Origin of the sequence: Desulfobulbus elongatus DSM 2908, from assembly GCF_000621145.1 — a bacterium.
Lineage (GTDB): Bacteria > Desulfobacterota > Desulfobulbia > Desulfobulbales > Desulfobulbaceae > Desulfobulbus > Desulfobulbus elongatus.
On the sequence record NZ_JHZB01000041.1, the window covers coordinates 13,739 to 31,782 of the forward strand.

At 51.1% G+C, this 18,044-nt stretch carries 14 protein-coding genes, 1 pseudogene and 1 riboswitch; of the genes and pseudogenes, 2 read left to right on the plus strand and 13 right to left on the minus strand.

Going from position 1 to position 18,044, the window contains the following annotated elements; genetic code table 11:
• The 13 genes and pseudogenes from Q362_RS0115440 to Q362_RS0115495 form a co-directional block, all read right to left on the minus strand.
• Positions 1–198 (minus strand): hypothetical protein, encoded by a 198-nt coding sequence (locus Q362_RS0115440; RefSeq protein ID WP_028319405.1) that lies wholly within the window; start codon positions 196–198, stop codon positions 1–3.
• An 8-nt stretch (positions 199–206) separates the two neighbouring features.
• A complete protein-coding gene (locus tag Q362_RS23785) occupies positions 207–347 on the minus strand; it encodes a hypothetical protein (protein WP_157470193.1) in 141 nt (46 codons plus the stop codon).
• Positions 334–1,671 carry an O-antigen ligase family protein gene (locus tag Q362_RS0115450; RefSeq protein WP_028319406.1) on the minus strand — a complete coding sequence of 446 codons (1,338 nt, stop codon included), beginning with the start codon at positions 1,669–1,671 and terminating at the stop codon, positions 334–336. The genes Q362_RS23785 and Q362_RS0115450 overlap by 14 nt, the downstream gene beginning before the upstream one ends.
• 52 nt (positions 1,672–1,723) lie before the next feature.
• Entirely contained in the window at positions 1,724–3,253 is a 1,530-nt protein-coding gene (locus Q362_RS0115455; protein ID WP_084312848.1) for a lipopolysaccharide biosynthesis protein, read from the minus strand.
• Between the two features lie 138 nt (positions 3,254–3,391).
• Positions 3,392–5,488 (minus strand): LamG-like jellyroll fold domain-containing protein, encoded by a 2,097-nt coding sequence (locus tag Q362_RS0115460; RefSeq protein ID WP_169737443.1) that lies wholly within the window; start codon positions 5,486–5,488, stop codon positions 3,392–3,394.
• A gap of 282 nt (positions 5,489–5,770) precedes the next feature.
• Positions 5,771–6,964 (minus strand): UDP-N-acetyl glucosamine 2-epimerase, encoded by a 1,194-nt coding sequence (locus Q362_RS21090; RefSeq protein WP_035217020.1) that lies wholly within the window; start codon positions 6,962–6,964, stop codon positions 5,771–5,773.
• Positions 6,965–6,967: 3 nt separating this feature from the next.
• Complete coding sequence (locus Q362_RS23060; RefSeq protein WP_084312852.1) at positions 6,968–7,759, minus strand: CpsD/CapB family tyrosine-protein kinase; 792 nt, start codon at positions 7,757–7,759, stop codon at positions 6,968–6,970.
• Positions 7,760–7,819: 60 nt separating this feature from the next.
• Positions 7,820–9,406: a GumC family protein gene (locus Q362_RS0115475; protein ID WP_028319409.1), complete on the minus strand. Its 1,587-nt coding sequence runs from the start codon at positions 9,404–9,406 to the stop codon at positions 7,820–7,822.
• 96 nt (positions 9,407–9,502) lie between these two features.
• Entirely contained in the window at positions 9,503–10,732 is a 1,230-nt protein-coding gene (locus Q362_RS0115480; RefSeq protein ID WP_028319410.1) for a porin family protein, read from the minus strand.
• A gap of 77 nt (positions 10,733–10,809) precedes the next feature.
• Positions 10,810–11,436: a polysaccharide biosynthesis/export family protein gene (locus Q362_RS21100; protein WP_051554392.1), complete on the minus strand. Its 627-nt coding sequence runs from the start codon at positions 11,434–11,436 to the stop codon at positions 10,810–10,812.
• Positions 11,437–11,524: 88 nt separating this feature from the next.
• Positions 11,525–12,991 carry a tetratricopeptide repeat protein gene (locus Q362_RS24600; protein ID WP_245590246.1) on the minus strand — a complete coding sequence of 489 codons (1,467 nt, stop codon included), beginning with the start codon at positions 12,989–12,991 and terminating at the stop codon, positions 11,525–11,527.
• 306 nt (positions 12,992–13,297) lie between these two features.
• Positions 13,298–13,960, minus strand: a pseudogene (locus tag Q362_RS25030) (tetratricopeptide repeat protein); the annotation flags it as partial.
• A complete protein-coding gene (locus Q362_RS0115495; protein ID WP_028319412.1) occupies positions 13,957–15,609 on the minus strand; it encodes an MraY family glycosyltransferase in 1,653 nt (550 codons plus the stop codon). The pseudogene Q362_RS25030 and the gene Q362_RS0115495, both read right to left, overlap by 4 nt.
• 146 nt (positions 15,610–15,755) lie before the next feature.
• Positions 15,756–15,958: riboswitch (cobalamin riboswitch) on the minus strand.
• Positions 15,959–16,382: 424 nt separating this feature from the next.
• On the opposite strand from Q362_RS0115495, the gene tviB reads away from it, so the two are divergent.
• Entirely contained in the window at positions 16,383–17,660 is a 1,278-nt protein-coding gene (tviB, locus tag Q362_RS0115500) for a Vi polysaccharide biosynthesis UDP-N-acetylglucosamine C-6 dehydrogenase TviB (RefSeq protein WP_028319413.1), read from the plus strand.
• Positions 17,661–17,920: 260 nt separating this feature from the next.
• Positions 17,921–18,044 (plus strand): AbrB/MazE/SpoVT family DNA-binding domain-containing protein (locus Q362_RS24895; RefSeq protein ID WP_157470198.1); only part of this gene is annotated, 124 nt, incomplete at its 3' end.

Sequence of the window (18,044 nt, forward strand, 5' to 3'; positions counted from 1 at the left end):
CTATTGCCTTACTGCCAACAGACAGAGACTATCGTTTTGAAAGAGAACCGGAAAAACGGTTTCCAGTGACAATGCCTCCGCTTCCCGCAACCTGTCTTTCTGCAAAAGAATAAACGAGACGCCGGCATCTGCCACAAACCTCCGGACAGATTGCGGATCAGAGTTGTTCTTGCCAAGAAACAGCCCGTTGAATTCCATCGCCCGGCTCATTTGATGAGCGGTGCGCAGGCAGGTAAATCCATCGCGCCCCACAAGGGTTTATTGTTGACTTGCCACAACCGGTAGATCAACACTCCTGTGGCATAGAACAGCAGCAGGCCGATGGAAACCATGCTAATAAGCTGCATAAATGGGTCTCGTTGGCTGACAAGATTGAACCATTCCGTAAATCGCCATTAAAAACGCTAAAACAGTAGAACTGGCAAATTCCGAGCTGAAGAGTCCATTATTGTGAAAAACCGCATTCCCCATCGTCGCAATAACCGAGAGTTTAACGCCAAGCGCTATTGTCGCCAGGGACTGCTTCTCAGAAAAAGGAGCCATATCGCTCCTCAGCATGACAGCGATTCGCCACAACAGAATCGCCAAGATCATCCAGCCCCATATCCCTGTTTTAAGGCCTACGTTGACATAATGGTTATGGGAAGCTAGGGCACTCTCAACTTGCCGTTGAGAGGGTGTGTCCATTTTTTCCGCATAGACCTCGTGCGCATATTCAGATTGAGTGGCGCCGGTCAAGGGATGCTTCAGCACCGCTCTTATCCCATGGAGCTGCCATTTAATCCGATCAACCACTTCGTCGGAGGTGGTCTTTTTCATCCGATCGCTCAAGCTTCCCGATCTATAGGAGGCTTCCTGCAGGTGCACTACATTTTGGGATCGGGAAACAAAGACATGCTGGATGAGCAATACGGCAATAACGCACAGCACGAGCGATGGGAGCAATAAAAAACGATTCTTTTGCCGCCAAAAGACAAGGCCAAAGACAACGATATTCATCAACAGGGCCGATCTTTCCGCATTCAAGAGAAGTCCGATACTGCAAACCAGCAAACAACCCATCCAAAAGAATCGTTTTTCGGCGAGGAAAAGGGTGAAACACAGGATGGGTACGGCTGCCATCATGTAGCCGAATACATGGGGGACACAGTAAAGACCGGTCAGCTGGCTGCCCTTGCCAATAAAAATAGTCTCAGCAGTTGATGACGAGGCCGTGAACCACTGTCGTATGGAGATGAAAGGTTCGCCGATAAAATAAACCAGCAGGCCAAAAACAACAGAAAAAGTGGCCAATACAACAAAAAATTTAATAGCTGAAACAATATTCTGTTCATTGCTGCAGAAGGTAGCGATTCCAATTATCATAAAAATAGATTTTATCTGCGGGATAAAACCAATACCATGATCACCTTGCAATAAATTAATAATAAATTCCAAACTGTAAAACAGAAAGAATAATATTATTATTAAAAAGCTACCCTTCAACTGAACCAATGTTCTCACGAAAAATATCAGGATAAATCCGAGTAGCAAAAATAGAAAATTTTCAGGAGCAAATCCAAATGTATTGATTACAGGAAAGGATATGAACTTGAAAAACAATATAGCCAGTATGAGCAAGAAGGGGATAATTTGCCGATCTGCATGTTGCGGAGGATATGAACTCTTCATTCTTATATGATTATTTCATTAACTGTTTGATTGGATCAAATTATATATAAATCTAACGACGAAGAAGAAATATAATTCTTGCCAAACTAGATTTTCTGTCACAATCGCTTATTCCGTATTTCCATAATATAATTGCTGAAATACAACAGAAAACAATAACTGAAGAAAAAAATGATATAAAATCATGTGGAGCAAAATAAACATTAATTATGTAAGAAGATAATATCAAAATAGCTGGAAAAACTAGCATCTTTGCAGGAAATTTGAAGACGGTAGTTTTTACTTTACCTAATTTTTTGTTAATCAATTTGCAGCAATATAAAAAAAGTCCAAATTGTCCTATAAATACCGATAGAGCCATGCCAATTTCTCCCGCATAGCAGGTCAGCATACCCCCCGAGCAAAGTGTGAAGAGTCCACAGGAAAAGAAGGCGATAGATTTTTCCTTAAAAACAAGAAGATTATCTAAAAGCAACGAATCTGATATCAATAAGACTTTCACTAAGGCGATCAACACCATGGTGAGGTTCACCCAATCTCCGGAGTAAAAACCATCGCCAATCCAAAGACCAAGGAATGCTTTATTGAAACCAACAACTCCCGTGCCAATAACTGTCATAACAACAACGGTAATGGCAAACATTTCCTGCCGTATTTGTATAACACGATGCCAATCCTTCTTGCCGCAAAGCTCTCCAATTCCGGCAGAAGCCGAGGAAAGCACCTGTGAAACGGGTGCAACAACCATCCTTAACACCGCACCTGTCGCGGCATATACGCCTGCCGCGGCCGGCCCCAAGACCATGCCGATTATGAGCAGATCGCTGACATTCAAAAATGCATCGGCAATGCTTGAGATAAAAAACCATCCGCTCGATTTGGTAAAATTCAGAAACTCAGGTTTAGATGGACGGGCCACGCCAAACCAAGGCACATATTTATGGGCCACGAAAAATCTTATTCCTCCGTTCAACAGCACACCCACCACAGCGGCACAGGCAATCCCGACCAATCCCCAGCCAGCTGTAATTGCCAGAACGCTCAAGGCGCCACTGGCCAGTACTGTGCCGGCGTTTAACCCCATTGCCTTGTATTCCAGATTGACTCCCGCCAAAACACTGCCGGGAAGTCCCAAGAGTTTGTCCAGAGCAATCCGCAACACGGCAATGGCCATGGTGATCTGTACCGCCAAGGTATATTCGGGGGTAACCTTGATAAACGATGGAGCCGCCCAAGAAAGACATGCCCCCGCAACAAGAAGAAGGGGGAGCATTACAAGGGAAATCGACAATGCTGCGCCAACCAGACGTTTTTTTTCTTGATAATCGTCACTGTGCTGACGGACGGAAAGAAAGACGCGAAGCGTTCCCATGGGTCGCAAATCGCTCCTTGCAATATACTGAACAGCTTGCTCGATCATCTGCAAGGCGCCATACAGTTCTGCGCCCAGCCCCCGAATGACGATTGGAGTGACCACAAAACCAACCACAATTTGGGCGCCCTGGCGCAATAGATTGCTCGCAAAGGTCAATCCAGCTTTTTTCGTCAAGTTGTTGGAGGCCGATTTTTTGGATGAACTCATTTATCGATAGTGAAAAAAATATATCGTTCTGTTTACATTATCTATATGATTACTTAGTATTTTTTAAAAATTATAAAATGATAATTTCCTCACTTTCCATATTGTTTATTGAATTGCATTTCTTTAACGAAAGAATCTTTATAATATATGGATATCATGTTTTTTCTTTTTTTTAATACTATATATTGTCATCACCTCATACCGAGACAGGGCACGATTAAATATCATGATATCGTCAAGATATCCATAAAATTGATATTGACTGGTTCCTCCATGGTTTCCTATGTATAAATCAGAATCGCCTGACTTGTTATTATGACCTTTTGCCGATGGATGATCAGGACCATTTGATAACATATTGTCAATATAGATTGTTATATCTGGAACTAAACTGTCAAATATGGCGACAACATGATGCCATTGATTATCGCGATAGCTAATGTCATCCGCTGAATATCGGTAAAAATCATTTCCATTGGTTTCCAACAAAATCCTTCCGTCCTGATGTAACAATAAAGCAAAGTTAGTCAGCCCCTTGGAAACTATAGTGCCTAACACCTTTGAAGCGGGCGCTTTGAACCATGCGGAAATACTTAGACTGTCCGTTCCCATTTGCAGTGATTTGTCATTTTGCACTCTGATAGACGCAGCATCCCCTGAAAATTTTGCAACCAAGCCTCTCTCGGGATCCTTGATCAAAGACACCCCATTAATCATGACGCCGTCATTTTTTCCGGTTGCATCCCTGACATCGCCCTCAAATTTCCAGTAGGCGACGTAATCATGGGGAAAGAGAATGATCTTATACTTCAAAACGTTGTTGTCGCAGTAATAGGCATGGAATTCATCGCCCTGGTAGCCGCTTTTCCCTAAAATATCCTCGCATGCAGGGTAGGTTCCACAGGAAGAATCGGTTCCCCTGCATTTCTGAACCCCCACAATGTGTGCCGTCGCGTTGATCGAATCGGCAACCCCTCTGTAATACGCCTTGAATTTCGCCCTGTCCACTTCCTTGATCTTGGCCACGCAGTTGTCAGGCACTTGACGTGCAGGATCGACAAGAAGAGAAGCAAGTTCGGGGACTATCCCATCAAGCCAGGTGCTGTACAAATGCCCCGTGATCCGATTCGTTCTTACCTGCTCCATGTTGCCGGTCCAAACGAGGTCGGTCGTTCCCTTCACCTCGACCCAACTGGTGGGCCAAACCCGGAATCCCTTGTTCAGGAATTTTCCGACTGAGGGAAACTCCTCTTTTATGGCATCGTAGCCATACTGTTTATTCGCTTCATATCTCCAGTCGGCGATAATGATGTCTTTTGGTATCAAGTCGATGGCGGCAGCCGTATTCCTGCCATAGGTATTCCGAGCCGACTTCGGCGCTCCGTTCCATTGTTCATCGAGCATGTCACCCCACATGATGACTTCCATCGCCGGATTTTTTGTCTTGATGTGGTTAAAAGCGTTGGTGATGGCCATTGCGAAGATCTGCGCCGAGGATTTTCCTGTGGCCAGTTCCGGTTGTTTGTACCAGTACCTCAGCTCGTCGCTCCCGATGTGAAATCCCTCCGGGCTGACACCGTTCACCGTGAATGCCTGAATGAGTTCATCTATCATTTTAAAAACGAGAATCTCTCCTTCCTTAACAAAAGGGTTTCGTGTCGCCGACGACTTGGTTTCCCGCCAGCATGTTACCGCTGGTGGGGCATTTTCTGTGTTAGATGTATGTGAGCGAATGGACTTATATGTTTTCTGCTTATATTGGACATAATCGAGCTTGTTTTCGTAGAGGGCGCCTTGCCGCCATTCGCCCACCGGTAGCATGTATTCGGGATATACTTCCGAAAAGACGTTGCCTACTGAATGGGTTAGAATTTGCAGGGCAACAATGACATTCATTCCATTGTCTCTCGCAATTTTTGCCATCTGGCGCGTTTCCGACGCAGTAAACCCACGATTTGGCGGGTAAGAGTACTTGTCCAGCCGTGGATCGCATGTGAAATGGAACGCCTTGTAGTTCATGTCGAAAACGACTGTGTTGATCCCCTTGCTTTTCAACACCTTGACCAAGCCTTTAAAGTCTTTGATGAATGCATCATGGGAATTATTTGTATTTGCCATCGGTGAAAGCATTATTCCTTTCCATGGAATCCCTGCCTCTAACGCAGCTGGCACTAAAAATAGTGAAAAGCACAAAATAACGACATTACTTAACAGTTGATATTTTCTATTATTCAAGGCTATCCGATGCAAAAAAATGAAAGATAGATGGAAAATTATGTCAGTCACCTGTTCTTGGTGAGCACGTGCATCACTCCAACAAACTCGGCAAGCATGTGAACCGAGTCATCAAAAGGAAGCAGCAGATCAACAAGACCTTATCCTCTGCAATTACCTGGGCGTATCGTTGCCTGAACAAGAGCGATTACCAAACTGTCTCTGTCATAAGTGACGAAAAGTGTTCCCGGCAAATCCTCTGGTATCATCGGCAGGGGAACTTTCAGCGGAGCGGGCGCCTCGTCAGTCCAGCATGACTTCCTTTGCATCCAGCAGTACCTGCTGGATGGATGCAACCACCCTGTCAGCCGTGTGACCATCCCAGAGAAGCGGTTTCCTGCTCCGGCGCTCCTTGGAGGCGGTCGCCTTGGCTATGTGTTGCAACAGCGTTTCGACGGTACAGAGGCGGTTGGTGCCTTCGCTCACCGTAATGGGCCGTTCGGTGTTTTCGCGCAGAGTCAGGCAGGGAATGCCCAGATAGGTGGTTTCCTCCTGCACGCCTCCGGAATCGGTAATAACCAGGCGGCTGTCGAAAACCAGACTCATGAACTGCAGATAGGGAAGCGGTTCGCTGAGAAAAAGGTTCGGGATTTGGGCGAGAACCTGCCAATATCCGTTTTGTTCAAGTTGTTTCCGGGTCCGGGGGTGCACCGGAAAAACCAGGGGAAAGGTTTGGGTGATCTTCTCCAGAGCCGTACAGATCGCCCTCAACTGTGCCGGCTCATCGACGTTGGCAGGACGATGCAGGGTGACCAAACCATAGGTTCCCTGTTCCAGACCATACTGCTTCGCCATCCTTATCTTTTCAATTTTCGGCCGCATCATTTCCAACGAATCGATCATGATGTTGCCAACCCGTTCGATTTTCTCGCGTGACACACCCTCCCAAAGCAGGTTCTCATTGCCGTCGGCCGATGGCGTCCAAAGAATGTCAGCCAAGGTATCGGTGGCGATCCGGTTGATTTCCTCAGGCATGGACCGGTCAAAAGAACGCAGCCCGGCCTCCAGATGTGCGACTAAGGGGCGTATCGCTCGGTTTACGTTCCCGGGGAGAGGGAAGCGTCGGCCACCACCGGAAGGCCGGTCCGCGTACCTGATTTTCACAGTGGCAAGGGTACAGGCCAGAGTTGAGTTGACATCCCCGACTACAACCACCAAGTCCGGCCGGGTTTCATTGAGCAACCGCTCATAGGCGATCATGACCTTGCCGGTCTGCTCGGCATGGGTGCCGCTACCGATGCCGAGGTGATAATGGGGGACAGGCAGTAGCAAATCCCTGAAAAAGGCGTCGGACATGTTGGTGTCATAATGCTGCCCTGTATGGACAATCACCGGATTAGCCCACGGCTCTCTGCTCAAGGCGTGATAGAGCGGCGCGATTTTCATGAAATTAGGTCGGGCCGCGGCAATCAGATGGATCGTTTTCTTCGGAGACATCGTTCACCGTGTCTCTGAAGGATAAGGGGACGACGGCATCGTCGACTTGTTCAGCACCACGCCCAGAAGTTTGTCGTCAGGAATCAGGTTCCTGGCCTGCAGGATATCGCGCATCTGTGTTCGTTCCGATTCCACCACGAGAAGGACGCAGTCCACCAGCGGCAGAAAGGCCAAGGTATCGGCCATGGTGAGCAGTGGGGGGGAATCGAAAAACACGTATCTGTCCCGATAGCGGGCTTTCATTTCCTCGACCAGGGCCTGCATCTGCGGCGAACCGATCACTTCGGCGGAATGCGCCATCGGTTTCCCTCCAGAGATCAGGGTGAGCTTTTCGATTCCGGGCCACAGGATGATCTGATTGAGCGGAATGTTATCGACAAAATGATCCGCCAACCCTTTTTGGCCCTCGATCCCCAGATATCTGCCGATAGTGGGGTTGCGCAGATCGCCATCCACCAACACAATAGTCTGCTGATATTCGCGAGCCATGGCAAACGCCAAGTTGATGGCGACCACGGTTTTTCCTTCTTTGGGGCGGGCACTGGTGATAAGGACAGTCCGCCATCCTTTGTCGCGGGTCAGCTGCAACAGGCGGGTACGCAGAATTTTTATACTGTCCTCAGCGGGACCCATTTGATCGCGGATCAGGCAATGATGTTTTTCAGCCTTATGATAATTGATCGTTACCTTGGCTGATTCGCTGTACGTCGGTGGTGTCCATATTTTCCCCGACGATCCGATGGAAGGAACCTGTGCTTCTGTCTGCACGGTTGCAGCAGTGTGTGATTGGCTCATTGACGTATTCTCGGTTACAATTCTGGTAAGTTCCCTGGGCGTGTTTCCTTAAATCCACACTTAAAAACGGGCCGCCCAGCGCATGACCTTGGCCCAAAGCACGTCGAAATCCATAACAAAAAAATGAACCAGGGCCGCGGTAACACACAGCAGCACAACAAATGCAAGAGCGACAATGAGCCACCGTTTCTGCCGGCGTATCCACTCCTCAGCTGTAATAATGCGAGGAACGGTCGCCAGCACCGGCGCCTTGACCAGGGCTGCAAGGACAGCGGCATCTTTCACCGACTGATCGGTCAGTTCGCGCACTGAAGCGACCCCGACCCCGACCCCGACGGCCAACACTGCACCAATGAGCGAGATGGCCAGCCGATTGGGCTTCGTGGGTTTCTCCGGCAGACGGGCCGGCTCAATCAGGGTAAACCGCTCCCCCTTCTGATCCCGCTCCAGTTCCTGCGCCACCTTGGCTTCCTGATACTTGGTGGTCAGATCGTTATACTTGCCCTGCAGGGCATTGCGATGACTGACCAGAGCGAGGTAATCCCCCTCGACCTTTGGGGTTTCTTCAATTCGTTTGCGATACGCCTCGGCACGTTGCTCCACAGTCTCAATCTGCTTTTTGACCATCTGCATATCGGCTCGAGTACTGGCAAGCTGGGAGTTGAGCGTGATGTAGGCGGGATTATCGGGTTGATTCCCTCCGACAGGGCGCAAAGATGACGAAGAAAGAGGGCGCTGTTCTATTTCCGCAATTTGCGCCTCGAGAATGGCGATATCGGGATACTTGTCCGTATACCGTTCCCTCAGGCCCGCGAGTTGCAACCGCAAATCTTTCAGGGCTTCCGCGTCCCTGTTCTGTCCGGCCAGGTTTTCCATCCGGGATGGAACGCCGGCTATCTGCGCGGTAAGCAATCCCTCCCGTTCCTTCAACGTCCGAAGTTCTCCATTGAGCTGCTCGATCGCGCGCTCAATGGCATCCAGGCCCTGTTTGTTCACCTGGAACAGTTCGGGGAGTTCATTGATATGTTCCTTTTTGAATGCGGCGACCTCTTGTTCGGCCACGGCCAGCTCTGCTTTGATGCGTTGAACTTCCGAAGCGAGGAATGCAGAGGTTTCGCTCACTCGTTGCTGTCGAACCTGCAGGTTCTGTTCAAGAAAAAGCGAAGTGAGCGTATCGGCGACCCGCAGGACCGCCTGGGGTTGTTTTCCCTCATAGCTGACGGTAAAGGCGGTGGCCACCGTGGCCGGCCTGCCGGTGCGCCGGTCGAACACATCGGCGCTCAATAACTTCACCTGAATGTCATCACGCATTTTTTCGACGATCTCTTCCGGCGTCCACTTGTCCTTCAATTCGGGATACAGGTTCTGCTGCTTGATGATCTCGAACAACTGGCTGAAACTGAGCACCCGTTGCTTGATATTCTGCACCCGCTGTTCGGCGTAGGTGTTGACGGTGGTCATGACGAACTCGGTGGGGATGTGCTGCTCTTCGATCAGGATGGTCGAATACGACTCATAAATCGACGGCAACAGGAAGGCGGTGGCGGCGGTGATCAACAGAACCGTAAGCGACGAGAGCACAAGGCTCCATTTACGGCGTTTCACTATTGCCCAATAATCGCCCGGGGTCAGCGGCGCGTTATGCATACAAAAAGACTCCGTTGGCATGCAGGGGGGCCCGTTGCCCCTGTTCATTGTCGAGGTGTTTTCTCCGGACATAATCCGTTCCCGAAGGTACAAGTCCTATTCAACAACAGGATATTTGAGGGCAAGTCGCACCCAAAACCGATTACGGTCAGCCTCGGTTCCGTCCTCATCGTCCTGGCTCAGTGTATGGAGATACTGACCGCTCAGCGAAACATAGCGATTAAAGTCATAGGTCAGATCAATCCCCAGATTGACGGTCGTTTCATCGACGTTGTAGCGTTGGTCCAACCCCTCACGATAATTCAAAAAATAACTGGAAAAACCGCGAACCCTGCACTCTTCGTTCAATCTGCGCACAACGTCGAGACCGATCTGAGTTCGTTCCGTCAGGGTTCCTCTGCCACTGGCGGGTTGCATATCATAGGAAAAGTCGAGGTTGACAGTGGTCGCTTCCCCCTGGTAGGCGATCTGGAAATGGGCGATCTGCCCCCACTCTTCCTCGGAACGCTCGATGGTCACCAGTCGGTAATATGGAGGGACCCTCAACCATTGCACGCCCCATTCGTCATATTTTTCCTGGCTCTTCCGTACTCCGGCATCAATATTGAGGCTGATCTCCTCAGAAAGGCGAAAACCGCCTCCCAGTACCGCCGAAGTGCTGTTTTGTCTTGAATAGTCAGTTTGATAGAACATAACTCCACCCGAACCGTACACGTATGCTTCCGGCAGCCAATCAACCTCCCTGGTCAGGGTCAGAGAAACAGTATTGAACTCGGAGTCAGGGTCATCATTGGAATAATCGTCACGAGCAAAGCCATAGGACAAGGATGCCCCGCTTTTCTCGGACAAGGCATATTGTATCTCCCCCCCAAGGTTCCGGCGTTTCCGCTCCGTGGTGTCCAAGAGCAACCCGGAGGTTTCCAACTCGCTGTCGGCGCTGTGATCCAGTCTGTAGCCCGCACTGAGGTCGATCGAGGAGAGTTCGTTGATGGCATAGCCAAACCGTCCTTTATAGCTCTGGCCGACATTGTCCAATTCGTCGTATTCGGCATAGCGGGATATGTCCTGGCGTATCGTCACCGCTGTTCTGCTTCTTTCAGTTTGGTAGGCCAGTTCCATCGCCGGGGAAATCGTGGTGATGAAATCGGAGAGCTTTGTTTCATCCGCCGCCTTGTCGCTCGCCAGAAATATATTGCTGTCGTACACCTGCAACACATCCGTCAGAACGGTGTAGCTGAAATCACCCGCAACGGCCGGTGGGTTCTGCAGCATGAGGCCCAGACAGAGCAGCGCCCCCTCCCACCCTGGCTTGTTCCGATGCTTCAAGGCTCAACCTCAACAGATGGCAGATGGCGGCGGCATTTTCTTCGATGGGCGATGCACCGGTATTTCCCCCTTTCCGTTCAAGGGACGACGACGACATCACCACGCCGCAGCCGGATATTCTGCTCCATATGCACCCCCTTCAGCACTGCATCGTAATCAAAATCGAGAAAGACGGTCTTCCCCCCCTCCTCGCGATGCACCCGGATGTTGTCGGTGTCCGCAAACCGGTTCGGTCCTCCGGCCATGGCCAACGCCTGCAGGATGTTGACATCGGTGGCCACTGGAAAACGACCGGGACTCTGGACTTTGCCGACGATATAAATGATCATGCTGTTGGCCTGAACGACACTGATATCCAGCACGGGATCAGTCATGTAGCGTTTGATCTTTCCAGCTACCTCTGTTTCCAGTTGTGCCACGGTTTTTCCTGCAGCAGTGACCAGTCCCGACAACGGCAAAGAAACCGTGCCGTCCGGCAAGACCACCATCTGGCGGCTCAGGGCCGTATCTTTCCATACGGACAGTTGCAAAACATCGCCCACCCCGATGACATAGGTAGAAGGCACCGCCGTTTTCACTGCGTCCTCCCGAGCCAGCGCCTTCCCTCCCTCATCGGCGACCGTGGCTGGCTCCGCTCCGTGCGCTGGTGCCATTGTCAACCAGAACAGGAGCGCCAGCCAGCCAACTGACTTTTTCCATCGCATCAGGCTACCTCCATCCATCAGAAATCTGATCGTCCAACAGTCCACGGATCCGGACAGATGTGCCACCTGCCCGCTCCCGCAACAACTGTCAGTTCTTTTGACCTGCAATCAGGGCATTCAGCTTCTCAGCTGCTGCCCGGTCTGTGAAGTCATCATCCCTCAGAGCCGTGTCCAGTTTTTCCCGGGCCTCCTCGACCCGGCCACTGGCATGCAGAACCACCGCCGCATGGTAATTCATCTCCGCACTGTCATGGTTCTTTTCAAGCGCCTCCTCCAGGGCCACCAGAGCTTGCTCCAATTCTCCCCTCCGGTAGTGGACCCAACCGAGGGTGTCGAGAATGGTCGCGTCTTCCGGTCGCAGCCTGTTAGCCTTCATGGCCAGGGTCAGCGCCTCGTCCAATTCCTTGGCATCTGAGTGCCTCTCGCTCAGGAGAAAGGCCAGGTTGTTGGCGGCCGGCCAAAAATCGGGTTGCCGTGCCAGCAACTGCCGGTACATGTCGATGGCCTTGACATGGTCGCCGTTTTTCTCGTAGAGCAGGGCCAGGGAAGAGTAGGTACGGATATTCGCCGGATCCGCCTTCTTCAGGGTTTCAAGCTCCCTGATCGCTTCGCCCTGCTTTCCCTGGCTCATGTACAGCTGGGCCAGAACGTTGTATGGTGTCTGCCAGACGGGCTCGATTTCAATGGCCTTGCGCAACTGCGCCTCTGCCGCGGCGTACTGTTTTTTCTGTGCCAGCAGCTGTCCGAGGATGGCATATCCGAACGCCCGGTCCGGCCGCCGCCTGACCTCGTTCCGGCACAACTCCTCCGCCGCGTCGATGCGGTTGTCTTTCTGCAGCACCTGAACCAGCGACGTCAGCAGGATCGGCACATCGGGGTTCACACCATGCCCCTGGCGAAGGATCTTTTCGGCGGCCGCCCACTGTTGCTGCTGGGCATGCAGCCGGCCCAACCGTATGTACCCGACAGGATTCCGGGCATCGACCCGCACAAGCCGCTTGTACTCCATCTCCGCCCGCGCGAAATCCTTGGTATAAAAGAGCAGGTCGCCGAGCTGCACCTGGGTCCGCAGATCGTCCGGCGTCTTCTGCAGAATCCTGCGAAGATTGTTCTCCGCACCGGCATAATCCTTATTCCGGGTCCGCAGCATGGCCATAGCCTGCAGAATTTCCGGCGCATCCGGATTGACCTCAAGGGCTTTGCCGAGCGTATCCATGGCCAGTTCGGGCTGTTTCTCAATCAGGTGAACACGGGCCAGTATCAGGTAGGCAGGCATAAGATCCGGTTTCTCGCTTATGACCATCCGGAACTCGGGAACCGCCTCGGATGCCTTTCCTTCGGCAATCAGTATCTGGCCAAGAAGGAAGCGCCCCTCGATGTTCTTGGGGCTGACATGCAGGACCTGTTCGATCTCGCTTCGTGCCGCCGGAACATCGTGCAGCAGCAGATGCAAACGGGCGATGGTCAACCGGGTGGTGACGATATCGGGATGCTCGGAATCCTTGCTGAGGGTCAGACATTCCTTGAGAACAGCCAGGGCCTTATCGGTTTCCATCTTCTTCACCAGGACGTCGTTGAGGGCAAAACGCAGCTTAAAACTGCCCGGGATCCCGGCAATACCCCTGTCAAGCAGGGTTTCGGCTTCCTGTAGTTCGTTTTTGCCAACCAAAAATCCGGCGGCTTGCAAAAGCGCCTCCTCATTGCCGGCCTGACTATCAACCTGTGCGCGGACGATTGTTTTTGCCCGGTCAACCTGGTGAAACGCCCAGTAGAGATCTGCCAGTTGATACGGCAGCATCCTGTTGTCCGGCTGCAGCTTGATGGCGGTCTGCAACTGCATCGCAGCCGCATCCAGATCCTTGCGTCCGGCTTCCACCCGGGCCAGCAGCAACCGCAACGAAACAGCCTCAGGATTGGCTCCGATTCCTTCAAGAAGGATCTGCCGGCCCTTTTCCACATCTTTTGTCTGGAAATAACACATTGCCAATACGCTGAAGGCCTGGGGGACTTTCAGTTCCGTCGACACCGTTTTTTCGAGCAAGGCGATGGCCTCGGCAGGCTTTTTATCAAGGAGCAGTGCCGAGGCTTTGAGCACTTTCGCTTCGACATGTCCGCCATCTCTCGCGAGTACGAGATCGGCCTTTTCAATGGCCTTGTCAGCCTGCCGCCCCCCCAGCAACAATCGGCCGAGTTCGAGCTGCGCCTCCATGTTTTCCGGGGCGTACTTGGTGGCATTGGACAATGCCTGGTAAGCTCCTTTAAAGTTTTTGAGCTTCAGTTCGGTTTTGCCCAGCAGAAGATATCCCTGACCGAACTTCGGATCAATTTGCAGGGCATTTTTCACATCAAGCCTGGCTGCGACATAATCGCCAGCCTCGTAATGCGCCTGCCCCTGCGCCATGAATTTGGCTCGTTTCGCTTCCCCGCCACTGCACGAAACAAGGCCGGCGATGGCCAACAGCAGGAACAGTCCTCTGATCAATTTCCAGGCACGCATCGAAAATTCCCCAATATCTGTCTTCATCCCACCGTTCCCTGAAGTGCTCCCCGAAGCAGCAGAACCGCAAGGGCCGGCATAAGAGCGATTCCCAACCTGTTCGTCACTCCACGCAACTCACCAATCAGCAATTCGACGGAGAAAAAAAAGACGATCAAAAACGTAGTCCAGACGCCTAGCTGCAATCCCTCGATCACCGGATCCGGCAAATTGGGAACAACCAGGACGATGAGGACAATCAAGAAATCAGTCGGTGTCAGCCGAAAACCTTTCTGTCGCCGGGTCAGCTTCAGCACGGCTATCGCCGCAAAGGCCATCAAGCCGTAAAGGCCGCTATACAATCCAAAAGAAAAAGAGGTGATCCAGGGAGCGATTCCCTGCTGACAGTGCAGAAAAATCAGAGGGCACAGCACATAAACCGCTACCCGGATAACAGGCGCAGTCCATGGGGTTTTCCAGAGGAGAACCATTGTCATGGCGCATAATAAAATTCCGCCGGCGATGCCTGTTATGGGCGCAATGGAACCCGGCAGAAAAACTGTCCCCAGGAACAAGAGCGGCAATCCATACTCCAACGTGCCTTGCGCCAACCGAAGCACAAGCAGTCTTTCCTTAAAGACTTTTCTCAGTCTCGTCTTGATCTGAATATCGATAAATCCCAGGCGCCGGAAGCGGAAGCCGGTGCCGTGAAGGACATAAATCGGCATCGGTATCAGGAAAATGGCGGCAAAACAATAAACGAGAATCAGCCATTCGGAAGAAAACCTGAGCAGGTAGGCAGAAACCACGAAAAATGCCTGGATGGCATAGACGACCAGAACCGCTTCAGTGTGATAAAGACCCATGCGGATGAGTTTATGATGAAAATGGTTTTTATCCGCCAGGAACGGAGAGTTGCCGCGGCGAATGCGTTCAAACATCACCACGGCTGTGTCCAGGACCGGAAAACAGAACAGGAGCATCGGAATCAGGGGACTGAGCGCATTGGTTCCCTGGGTCAGAGCGAGGGTCAGGACAATACCGAGAAATCCCAACAGCTGACTTCCCGTATCTCCCATGAAAATCGAGGCAGGGAAGGTATTGAACCGCAAGAAGCCAAAAATGGCCCCGACTACGGCTATTGCGAACAATGAAATGAAGGGGACGTCGCAGCGGTAGGCGAGCAGAGTGAGATAAAGAAACACCTGTGCCATCATTCCGCCGGCCAGGCCATCAAGCCCATCAGCTAAATTGACGGCATTGGTGACGGCCAAAATGACGAGCAGGGTCAGGGGAATGGCGATCCAGTTGAACGACAGGATCGCATCAGGCAATGCGCCAAACGAGGAAATTGACAATTTTCCATAAAAAATCACCACCATGGCAGCAGCGATCTGGCCGGTGAATTTGGTTTTGTATCCCAAACCGACACTGTCGTCGATCACCGCGAACAGGATGATGATGGCTGCACCGGCCAGTACAACGAAGGCGAAGTGACTGAGGTGGTTGTGCAAGAAAATCGGTGGCAGCACACCGATTGCCATGGCCAATCCACCAACCCGGGGAACGGGGGATGCATGGATTTTTCTCTCACCAGGCGGATCCAGCATTTGCAGCCTGGAGGCCATGCAGGCCAACAGGGGAATCAATCCCATAGTGCTGAACATGGAGAGCAGCAGGGTGGAGAAATGAGCCATCGTCACAATCCTTGTGGCAACGGAACCAGCTTGACCTGCCTTGAGAATTCTGCAAAAAAAATCCCGGATCGATCATGTTCTCGACCCGGGATAGCCCATTTTTATCCGCAGATTCCTTGCTCAAGCACGATACCGTCCACGTATTCGTCCTTTATCTGTCTCAGGCAGGTCTTCTGACTTTCGGATTATCCTACTGACCGCGCCTTCCCGACCTTGTTGGTCAGTGGCATCATGCAGCGTTCGTCCCCGAATACAGCGGCGGGCCCGTCCCCGATTCACACGGGGTTCCCTTTTAAGCAAATCCGATATTATTTTTCCAATCGGATGCACCTAAGACGGGCGTTATCATGATTGAAACAGGCACGAAATGTCAACAATAAAAAAATATTTTTTTACAAGAATTCGAATGATATTTTTTATCCATGGATAATTAATCATTTATTGAAAAATCATAAATAATTTCAATATATTTTATTCAAAATGAAGGTATATTTTCCAATACAATCAAATATCAGTGCTAATTTTTAGCAAAAAAATCATAATATTGAGCAAAATTATTCAAGCAATTGTTTTTATCAATTGTTTTAATATAACATTTTAACCGAATACTTTTTCTTGAACATGGAGCAACATACTGTCTTTTATTGGAAAAATAAAAATGCAGGATGGTGCAGCTACTCCACAAAGTATTTCGCAACAACCCAAGGTCATCGCAAAAAGTGGTTGAAAAAACACCATCTTCAACCGTTTGAATCCATTCTTTTAGCCTCATCATGCTCAATCCGGACAATGCCCGTATCGGGATCATCGGGCTTGGCTATGTCGGCCTGCCTTTGGCTGTGGAATTCAGCAAAAAATACCCGACAATCGGCTTTGACCTGAAAGCCCGCCGTGTGGACGAATTACGCCGCCATATCGATGCAACCCGCGAGGTGACCCCTGAGGAACTGCGGCAGGCCGGAAGCTTGCAGTACAGCTGCGATATCAACGAGCTGCTCGATTGCACCGTCTTCATTGTCGCTGTCCCCACTCCCATCGACCGTAACAAACAGCCGGATTTTACGCCTCTGGTCAAGGCATCGGCAGCTGTGGCCACGATATTGAAAAAGGATGATGTGGTGGTTTATGAATCCACTGTCTACCCAGGAGCGACAGAAGAGGTCTGCGTGCCGATTCTGGAACGGGATTCGGGTTTAAAATTCAACCAGGATTTTTTTGTCGGCTACAGTCCGGAACGAATCAATCCCGGCGACCACCAGCATCGGCTACCCACCATCGTCAAGATCACCTCCGGCTCCACCCCCTGGGTGGCAAATTTTGTCGACACCCTCTACGGCCAAGTGATCACCGCCGGGACCTTCAAGGCCAGCTCCATCCGCGTGGCCGAAGCCGCCAAAGTCATTGAAAACACCCAGCGCGACGTCAATATCGCCCTGATCAACGAACTAGCTCTGATTTTCAATCGGTTGGGAATTGATACCCAGGAAGTGCTCCAGGCCGCCGGCACCAAATGGAACTTCCTCCCTTTTCGTCCCGGTCTGGTCGGCGGGCACTGCATCGGCGTCGACCCCTACTATCTCACCCATAAGGCCCAGGAAATGGGCTACCATCCGGAAATGATCCTTGCCGGCCGCCGGCTCAACGACAACATGGGGCGCTATATCGCATCGGAAACGGTCAAGCTGATGCTTAAACGACGCATTCATGTGGCCGACGCCCATCTCCTCATCCTCGGCCTGACCTTCAAGGAGAACTGCCCGGACCTGCGCAATACCCGGGTGATCGATATTATCGAGGAACTCGCCACCTTTGGCGCCAAAATCGAGATCTACGATCCCTGGGTGAACCGTGACGAAGCCAGCCAATTGTATGGTGTGACCGTGATCGAACAGCTGCCGCGACAACGCTACGATGCCGTGATCCTGGCCGTGGCCCATCGGGAGTTCACCCAGTTCACCGCTGAAGAACTGCGAGCTCTGTGCCGGGACAATGCCGTGATCTATGACGTCAAACATGTCTTACCCAAAAAAATTGTGGCCGGCTCACTCTGACGCCTGCACCACGAAAGACGTCCACCCGCCCAAGCGACGATGGACCTCGTATCTGCCCAAAAACGAAGTCATGAAAGAGCGGCTTCTCCCCGCACGGCAGCGGAATACAGGTATTTGATCCGTCGATCTTCGAGTGGCAAATTTTCCACTGAGACCGGCTTGCCCGAATTTGCAGAGCCACTTCTACCTTATTGACACATACACGGATGAACAGTATATATGTTTATACGTTGTATATACCCTTCAAATGAGGTGGCGACATGCAGTTAGTGGTTAAGAAATGGGGGAACTCTCTCGGAGTGAGAATCCCAAAAAGTATTGCCGAAGCCGGAAGGCTCAAGGTCGATCAGGAAATCAGCATTGAGGCTGTTGATGGCAAGATTG